An 8234-nucleotide genomic window follows, 5' to 3' on the forward strand; every position below is an offset into this window, starting at 1 on the left:
CCTCCCCTCGCCCCCGGGGCCCCGGGGGGCGGGGGCCAAAACCCCGGCGCCCCGTCTCGACCGCCAGCTGAAGGCCGCCGCGCGGGCCGCGCAGATCGCGACGGCCGCGCGGCCCGTGACCCGGGAGCAGACCCGGGTGCGGACTCAGAAGTCCTCGTCCAGGTCCACGGTGCCCTCCACCGCGACCTGGTACGCCGACGGACGGCGCTCGAAGAAGTTGGTCAGCTCCTGAACGCCCTGCAGCTCCATGAAGGAGAAGGGGTTCTCCGACCCGTACACCGGGGCGAAGCCGAGCCGCGACAGGCGCTGGTCGGCGACGCACTCGAGGTACTGCCGCATCGACTCGGTGTTCATGCCGGGCAGGCCGTCGCCGCACAGATCGCGCCCGAACTGCAGCTCGGCCTCGACGGCCTCCCGGAGCATGGCGGTGACCTGCTCCTGGAGCCGGTCGTCGAAGAGCTCAGGCTCCTCCTTGCGGACCGTGTCGACCACCTCGAACGCGAAGCTCATGTGCATGGTCTCGTCGCGGAACACCCAGTTGGTCCCGGTGGCCAGACCGTGCAGCAGACCCCGGCTGCGGAACCAGTAGACGTACGCGAACGCGCCGTAGAAGAACAGGCCCTCGATGCACGCGGCGAAGCAGATGAGGTTGAGCAGGAAGCGGCGCCGGTCGGCCTGCGACTCCAGCCGCTCCAGCTTCTCCACCTCGTTGATCCACTTGAAGCAGAACTCGGCCTTCTCCCGGATGGACGGGATGTTCTCCACCGCCGCGAAGGCCGCCGCCCGGTCGTCCGGGTCGGGCAGGTAGGTGTCCAGCAGCGTCAGATAGAACTGGACGTGCACGGCCTCCTCGAACAGCTGCCTCGACAGGTACAGGCGCGCCTCGGGGGAGTTGATGTGCTTGTACAGCGTCAGCACGAGGTTGTTCGCCACGATCGAGTCGCCCGTCGCGAAGAACGCGACCAGCCGGCCGATCATGTGCTGCTCGCCCTCGGACAGCTTCGCGAGATCCGTGACGTCCGAGTGGAGGTCGACCTCCTCGACGGTCCAGGTGTTCTTGATGGCGTCCCGGTAGCGCTCGTAGAAGTCGGGATAGCGCATCGGGCGCAGGGTCAGCTCGAAGCCCGGGTCGAGCAGGTTCTTCCCGGACTTCTCGAAGCCCTCGGTCTGCTCCGTCTGCTCGGTCGTCTGGGTCTGCTGGGTCTTCTCAGGTGCGGTGGTCATTACTGGCAGGCCTCGCAGGACTCGGGGTTCTCCAGGGAGCAGGCGACGGCGTCGGGGTCGGCGGCCTGCTGCACGGGAATGGCGTTCTCGGGCTGCGCCTGGGCCCGGGCGGCCCGGGCGATCCGGGTGGCCGGGCGCGAGCGCAGGTAGTACGTCGTCTTCAGACCCGACTTCCACGCGTACGCGTACATCGAGGAGAGCTTGCCGATCGTCGGCGTCTCCAGGAACAGGTTCAGCGACTGCGCCTGGTCGAGGTACGGGGTGCGGGCGGCGGCCATGTCGATCAGTCCGCGCTGCGGGATCTCCCACGCCGTGCGGTACAGGGCACGCGTCTCGGCCGGGATCCACGCGAAGCCCTGCACCGAGCCGTTCGCCTCGCGCAGCGCCTCACGAGTGCGGGCGTCCCACACGCCGAGCTCCTTGAGCTCCTGCACCAGGTACGAGTTGACCTGGAGGAACTCGCCGGACAGCGTCTCGCGCTTGAACAGGTTCGACACCTGCGGCTCGATGCACTCGTACACGCCCGCGATGGAGGCGATGGTGGCGGTGGGCGCGATGGCGAGCAGCAGGGAGTTGCGCAGCCCCGTCGAGGCGATCCGCTCGCGCAGCGCCGCCCAGCGCTCGGGCCAGGCGAACTCGACGCCGTAGTGGTCCGGGTGCAGCACGCCCCTGGCCGTGCGGGTCTTCTCCCAGGCCGGCAGCGGGCCGCTCCGCTCGGCGAGGTCCGCGGAGGCCTCGTAGGCGGCGAGCATCACGCGCTCGGCGATGCGGGTGGACAGCGCCTTGGCCTCGGGCGAGTCGAAGGGCAGCCGCAGCTTGAAGAAGACGTCCTGGAGGCCCATCGCGCCCAGCCCGACCGGACGCCAGCGCGCGTTGGAGCGGCCCGCCTGCTCGGTCGGGTAGAAGTTGACGTCGACGACGCGGTCCAGGAACGTGACCGCGGTGCGGACCGTCTCGTCCAGCCGCTCCCAGTCGATGTCGCCGTTCGTCGTGTCGACGAACGCGCCCAGGTTCACCGAGCCCAGGTTGCACACCGCGGTCTCGCCGTCGTCCGTGACCTCCAGGATCTCCGTGCAGAGATTGGAGGAGTGCACGACATGGCCCGGCTCGGCCGTCTGGTTGGCGGTGCGGTTGGCCGCGTCCTTGAACGTCATCCAGCCGTTGCCGGTCTGCGCGAGCGTGCGCATCATGCGGCCGTACAGGTCGCGGGCCTGGATGGTCTTCTTGGCCAGACCGGCGGCCTCGGCCCTGCGGTAGGCCGCGTCGAACTCGTCGCCCCACAGATCGACCAGCTCGGGCACGTCGGCCGGGGAGAACAGCGACCACGGCTCGTCGGCGTTGACCCGGCGCATGAACTCGTCCGGGATCCAGTGCGCGAGGTTCAGGTTGTGCGTACGCCGGGCGTCCTCGCCGGTGTTGTCCCGCAGCTCCAGGAACTCCTCGATGTCGGAGTGCCAGGTCTCCAGGTAGACCGCCGCCGCGCCCTTGCGCCGGCCGCCCTGGTTCACGGCGGCGACCGAGGCGTCCAGGGTCTTGAGGAACGGCACGATGCCGTTGGAGTGCCCGTTGGTGCCGCGGATCAGCGAACCCCGGCTGCGGATGCGGGAGTACGACAGACCGATGCCGCCGGCGTGCTTCGACAGCCGGGCCACCTGGTGGTAGCGGTCGTAGATGGAGTCCAGCTCGTCCAGCGGGGAGTCGAGGAGGTAGCAGGACGACATCTGCGGGTGCCGGGTGCCGGAGTTGAAGAGCGTGGGCGAGGACGGGAGGTAGTCCAGCCGGCTCATCAGCCGGTACAGCGCGGCGACCTCGTCCAGGGCGCGGGACGTGTCGTCCTCCGCCAGACCGGCGGCGACGCGCAGCAGGAAGTGCTGGGGCGTCTCGACGACCTTGCGGGTGATCGGGTGCCGCAGCAGGTAGCGGCTGTGCAGGGTGCGCAGTCCGAAGTAGCCGAAGCGGTCGTCGGCGGCGGAGTCGATCAGCGCGTCGAGCCGGGCCGCGTGCACGCGCACGAACTCGGCGGTGCGGTCCGCGATCAGGCCCTCGCGGCGCCCGACGGCGATCGACTCGGTGAACGACGTGACGCCCTGGGAGGCGGCCTCCTCGACGATGCCGATCGTCAGCAGGCGGGCCGCCAGCTTCGAGTAGGCGGGGTCCTCGGAGATCAGGCCCGCGGCCGCCTCCGTGGCCAGCTCGCGCAGCTCCGCGGTGATCTCGGAGGCAGTCCGCGCAGACCGGCCGCGCAGCGCGGCGGCCGCGACCCGGCCGGGGTCGGCGTCGGGCAGGTCGGCGGTCAGCTCGGTCAGGGTCCGCAGCAACGCGGTACCGGGACCGTCGGTCTGCAGCTCGGTGACTGAGGCCGGTTCGGCTGGCGCGATGGTCACGTGGGGGCTCTCCCTCGCTCGGCAAGGGGCCTGGCGGAGGGCAGGGGGCAGCACACGAGCGCGCGGGGGCGTCGCGTCCACCGGCCCACTCCACGAGGCCCGGACGTCAGGGCACCCGGACCGGACGGCCGGGCGCGCTGTCGACAGGACCTCGGACTGAACAGGCGTGCCCATACGGGTAGGGATGCACGCGAGTACACCGTTGCGGGACAGTTCCGGATTCGCACCGGATTCCCCTGCAGCGACAGCGAGCATGAGCATACATCTTGTGTTCACCCGTCACGCCACCCCCAGATGTTGTGTCGGGATGGTTTCAGAGGGTCAACTCATAGGTGAGGAGAGTGAGGTCGTCCAGGTGCGGCACGGGATTCCAGTCCCGCTCGGGTGTGCGGACGAAGCCGAGACGTTCGTAGATGCGGTGTGCGGTGTGCATGCTGCGCTGGCTCGACAGGACGACGGCCGTGCAGCCCTCCGTGGCCCGCGCCCGTTCCAGGCAGGCCCGCACGAGCGCCTCGCCGGCGCCCCGGCCGCGGGCCGCGTGCGCGACCGCGAGCGCACGGATCTCGGCCTCACCGGGCCGCGCGATGTCGGCGACCGGGCCGGGACCGGCCACGAAGGTGACGCCGCCGAGGAGCCGGTCGCCGTCCACGGCCACCAGCACCTCGGCGGCGGCCGCCCGCGCGGCGACGTCCTTCAGCACCGGCAGATACGCGTCCTCCTCACCGAAGTCGAGGAGCCCGTCCTGGAGATAGGCCTGCGCGGTGATGTCACCGAGGGCCCGGTACTCGCCGGGCGCGGCCCGCCGTATCGCGATGTCCATGGCCCCGAGTCTGCCGGACGCCCGGGTTGCGCAGGCCGTCGGGAGTGATTCCATGGAAGGAGCCGTCGGCGCCGCGTCGATCCTCTGCCCCGCGGGTCCTCCGTACCGGGGAATCCGTCCCGGAACGCGCAAGGAGAACGCCATGACGAGGGTCGTCCGCCATCCGCCCGGCAAGGAGCGACCGCGCGACGCGCCGATGGCCACCCTGCCCTTCCGGCGCGCGGGAACCAGCTTCGGACGCGGCCTCGTCGGCCGCTGGCACTCCCTGACGATCCGTCTGGAGGCCCGTCGCGGCGTCGCCCGCCCCAAGAAATGGCGCCGATGGCTCTCGTACGCCAACGTCACCCGGGCGATCTGGCTGGTCGCCGTGCTCGCGGTGCTCGCCTGGGTGGGGGAGGGCGTGTTCATCCTCGTCACCCACGACACGACCGGCTTCGAGAAGTGGCGTCAGCAGAACCAGGGCTTCGAGATCGTCTCCCGGTTCGTCGGACCGGTCCTCGCCGCCTCGATCGCCGCCGCCCTCTTCCTGTTCTGGTGGTACCGCTGGACCAAGCGGCGCTACCTCACCAAGGCGCTGCGCGATCCGCGCCGGCTGGTGCCCACCGCCGGATACGACACCCGCGAGATCGTCGGCCGGGAGGACATCGCCCAGGTCATCGCCGAGCGGCTGCGGGAGCGCGACACCCGGCGGCCGTATCTGCTCGTCGGCGGCGTCGGCGCGGGGAAGACCGCCGTCCTCGTCCGGCTCACCGAACTCCTGGCCCGCCAGAACGCCGTACCGGTGCCGATCAGGCTGCGCGACGCGACGGACGGCGCCGACCTCAACTTCGAGCATCTGGCCAGGCAGCGGTTCGCCCAGGAGGCGCCCAAGGGCGTTCTGGCCCGCAGCAAGACCGACCGGGTGTGGCAGCAACTCCTCGCCGACGACAAGCCGGTCGTCCTCGCCGACGGCCTGGAGGAGGCCCTGCTCGACGACGGCCGGCAGCAGAACCGGGACAACGTCATCCGGCGGGCCATCGAGCGCGCCCGCGAGGAGAAGCTGCCCCTGGTCATCGCCTCCCGGCCGCACAGCCCGCTGGAGACCACCTCCGCCGCGATCGTGGTGCTCGAACCGCTCAGCGAGGAGGCGGCGCTGCGTTTCGTCGAGGCGGACGTGCCGGAGACCGACGAGCGCCGGGTGGACTGGATCGTCGAGACGGCGGAGGTGACCGAGTCGCCGGTCTACCTGCAGATCGCCCGCGAACTCCACCGGCGGGGACTGCTGGAGCACGACCGCCCCGAGGACGACCCGCCGAGCGTCCTCACCCGCAGCCGCGACCGCGCCGCCCTGCGGCTCTGGCTGCTGGAGACGTGGGCCGAGGGGCTGTGCGAGGGGAAGCTGCGTGAGGACGTCGCGCTGACCCCCGACGAACGCCGCGACACCCTCGAAGTGGTCTGCGCGCTGGCCTGCGTCGGACTGCTCCAGGACACGCTGGAGGTCGGCTTCGCGGAGCTGCTCGACCCGGACGTCCTGCACCCCGGCCCGGCCCGGCGCGCCCGGGTCCGGGCCGAGCGCCTGTTCGCCGGCCGCGGCTTCGACCAGTACGGCAAGCGCGACCACACGCTGTCCGACTGGGACCGGCAACAGATCTGGGACACGCTGTGCGAGCGTCTCGGCGAACCGGAGCGCAGACGGCTGCGCGAGGGCAACATGGACCAGTGCCATGCCGTCCTCGCCCGCTTCGCCGCCCACGCGAGCAGGCTCAGACTGGTGGAGGGCCTCGAGCACAGGGTCCGTTTCCCGCACAGCATCGTCCAGGCCTACTTCGGCAGTCGCGTGCTGAGCCACCTCGGGGAGCGGGGCGCCGGGGACCTCACGGAGCAGGCGCTGCAGCCGCCCGGACCCAGCCGTGAACTGCTCATCGCACTCGTCCTGATGTCCCGGCGGCGGGCGGCGGACCCTTTGGACCGCAGGCGCGGCGTGCGGGCCGAGGTGCGCAAGGAGATCGCGGAGCGGATCCGGCGCGCCCCCGTGCGGGGCCGCCCGCTCGCCTCCCGGCTGTGCGCCGCCGCGGGCCGGCGCACCGACGACCCCAAGGCCCTGGACCTCTATGCGGCCGCCCTGGAGATCGAGAGCGCCGAGGCCGACCCGAGGCACCTGGGCGACATCGTGCGGGCGGTGCGCCGGCACTGGCCCGGGATCAAGGGCGACCGGCGCACCCTGAGGGACGCCAAGCACAGGGTCCTCAAACAGCTGGGAGCCGCGTTGCGGGCGGTCTCCGACCGGATCGACACCACCCCGCTGTACTGGGAGCTCTTCCAACTGGCCGTCCGGGAGCCCTCCTACTCCATCCGCCTGGTCGTCGCCCAGGAGTTCGGCACCGGCGGCAACGCGGCGTTCGCGGTGATCCGCGAGCGGGTCGGCCTGAACAGCGACCCCGTCCAGGAGTACAACGACCGGCTCGACAGGCTGAGGGCCTGGAAGAGACGGGAGTACGAGACATGGGCCGCGCGGATGGGACGGGCACGGGCGGTCCGCGCGGCTCCGGGAGGCGCGCCCGAGGAGGACGTCGGGCGGCTCCAGGAGGACCGCAAGGAGCTGAACCGGCGCTACCGGCAGCAACGGGTCGATCTCTTCCGGGAGTTCGTGATGCGGGCCTGGATGCTCCCGATGCTCCTCGGCTCCGTCGACGAGGCCCATCGCGACGAGGCCCGGGAACGCCTCACCAAATGGCTGCGCCACCTCGACCCGAAGTTCACCGGCGGATCCCCCGATCTGCCGCTCGCCCTGGAGGCGGCGCTGGCCCAGGGATTCAAGTACGCGGCCAACCGCCGCCACCGCCACCCGCAGACGTACCGGGGAGGCCGGGACGACCTGATCCGCCAGGCGGAGACCGTGCTGCAGCAGTCACGCTGCTGGTACGCGCAGCTCAGCCTGCTTCAGGCGCTGTGTCTGTGGGAGCTCCCGGACCTGGCAGGCGGTCGCTCCGACGGGCGGCAGCCCCTCCAGCAGAGCGGTGGGACCAACGCCGTGCAGACGGTGGAGCGCTGGCTGTCGATGGCGGGCACGGTGAACGCGGCGCCCGGTTCCCCGGACGGACCTACCCGGCGGCGCCTGCATCCGTTCGTGGCCGAGGCGGGCGACCTGGCCGCCCTCGCCCTGGAGACCGGACAGCCCGAGCGGTTCCTGTGGATCGACGAGAAGGGCGTCGCCGACAACATCGGGGCCCGCGCGGGCGACACCGGGGGATACCGCAGGCACAACCTGTGGATTCCGCCCTCGGTCGGCTGGAGCACCCTCGACCCGCGTGCCCAACGCCTGGTCGCCGACGTCCTGGTGATGCTGAACCTCGTCGAGCGGGACGGCCACCCCGACGAGGTCGAGGAACGCCTGGCCCGCATGGAGCAGCCCGGGATGTCGTTGCCGCCGTGCATCCGCACGGACCGCGAGCCGCTGCGGCCCGGACTGCGCATCGGCACGTCGACCCCGCCCGCGCCGGGCACGACCTGTCTGTCCGACTGCAAGTTCCAGCTCTGCCCGTACCCTCCCCGGGGAGGTGTGCCCCGGGGAGAGATCCGCGAGCCGTTCTGCCGCCAGCAGCAGGCGCTGCTGCCCGGCAGCGTCCGGCGCTGGCTGCCCCGCGGGCTGCGCCGGAAGACCCCGAACTGGGTCGGCATGCGGGTCGGCGAACTGGACCGCTTCTGGGACGCGATGGCCCGACGGACACGGGACTAGGAGCTGTCTTCAAATGTCACGCCCACATCAGGAGCGAGGCGAGGGTGACGGCTGCCTGGTAGGACTCGGCGGTCTTGTCGTAGCGGGTCGC

General features: G+C 71.5%; 4 protein-coding genes and 1 riboswitch. Of the genes, 1 reads left to right on the top strand and 3 read right to left on the bottom strand.

Annotated elements, in window-relative coordinates; translation table 11 throughout:
• Positions 1-144: 144 nt before the first annotated feature.
• The 3 genes from ABT300_RS38730 to ABT300_RS38740 all read right to left on the bottom strand — a co-directional run bounded on the left by ABT300_RS38730 (position 145) and on the right by ABT300_RS38740 (position 4428).
• Positions 145-1224, bottom strand: a complete 1080-nt coding sequence (locus ABT300_RS38730; RefSeq protein WP_502978086.1) for a ribonucleotide-diphosphate reductase subunit beta — start codon at positions 1222-1224, stop codon at positions 145-147.
• Positions 1224-3608 carry a ribonucleoside-diphosphate reductase subunit alpha gene (locus ABT300_RS38735; protein WP_351686290.1) on the bottom strand — a complete coding sequence of 795 codons (2385 nt, stop codon included), beginning with the start codon at positions 3606-3608 and terminating at the stop codon, positions 1224-1226. Before ABT300_RS38735 ends, ABT300_RS38730 begins: the two co-directional genes overlap by 1 nt.
• A 125-nt stretch (positions 3609-3733) precedes the next feature.
• A riboswitch (cobalamin riboswitch) is annotated at positions 3734-3869 on the bottom strand.
• Positions 3870-3921: 52 nt separating this feature from the next.
• Positions 3922-4428: a GNAT family N-acetyltransferase gene (locus ABT300_RS38740; protein WP_351686292.1), complete on the bottom strand. Its 507-nt coding sequence runs from the start codon at positions 4426-4428 to the stop codon at positions 3922-3924.
• A 142-nt stretch (positions 4429-4570) separates the two neighbouring features.
• On the opposite strand from ABT300_RS38740, the gene ABT300_RS38745 reads away from it, so the two are divergent.
• On the top strand, positions 4571-8143 hold the full coding sequence (locus ABT300_RS38745; RefSeq protein WP_351686294.1) for an NACHT domain-containing protein: 3573 nt from the start codon (positions 4571-4573) through the stop codon (positions 8141-8143).
• The last annotated feature ends 91 nt before the right edge of the window (positions 8144-8234 follow it).

The sequence above is a fragment of the Streptomyces sp. NPDC001027 genome (assembly GCF_040299045.1).
Classification (GTDB): domain Bacteria; phylum Actinomycetota; class Actinomycetes; order Streptomycetales; family Streptomycetaceae; genus Streptomyces.